The 266-nt window shown below is 47.0% G+C and carries 1 protein-coding gene; it reads right to left on the bottom strand.

Annotated elements, in window-relative coordinates; translation table 11 throughout:
- Positions 1–218, bottom strand: a 218-nt coding sequence (locus tag ABS784_RS17145) for a hypothetical protein (RefSeq protein WP_352513409.1), incomplete at its 3' end; no start/stop codon positions are given.
- Positions 219–266 lie beyond the last annotated feature (48 nt).

The raw sequence follows: 266 nt of genomic DNA, 5'->3' as shown, positions 1-266 counted from the left end.
ATCACTGACCATTCAATGCCCAGCTTGTCGAGTACCGGAATTATCCGTTCCGAGAACCCGAGCTCGGTGGGAAAAAATCCTTTGGAGGATTTAAACGAATCGCCCAGGAAAAAAGGCTGAGCCAGCACCGCATTCTGATAGATCAGGTCCTTAAGCAAATATTCGTTTCCAGCAAGAGGCCCCATGGAATGATGCCCGGAGAAATGAATGAGGTCCAACGTTCGTTCACCATTGACAGTTTTCAGATTATTGTAGGCATTCTTCCA

The sequence above is a fragment of the Geobacillus sp. G4 genome, from assembly GCF_040327975.1.
In the GTDB taxonomy this organism is placed as follows: domain Bacteria; phylum Bacillota; class Bacilli; order Bacillales; family Anoxybacillaceae; genus Geobacillus; species Geobacillus thermoleovorans.
Note: the sequence above shows the minus strand (reverse complement) of the source record. Positions and strands in the feature narration are given on the sequence as shown.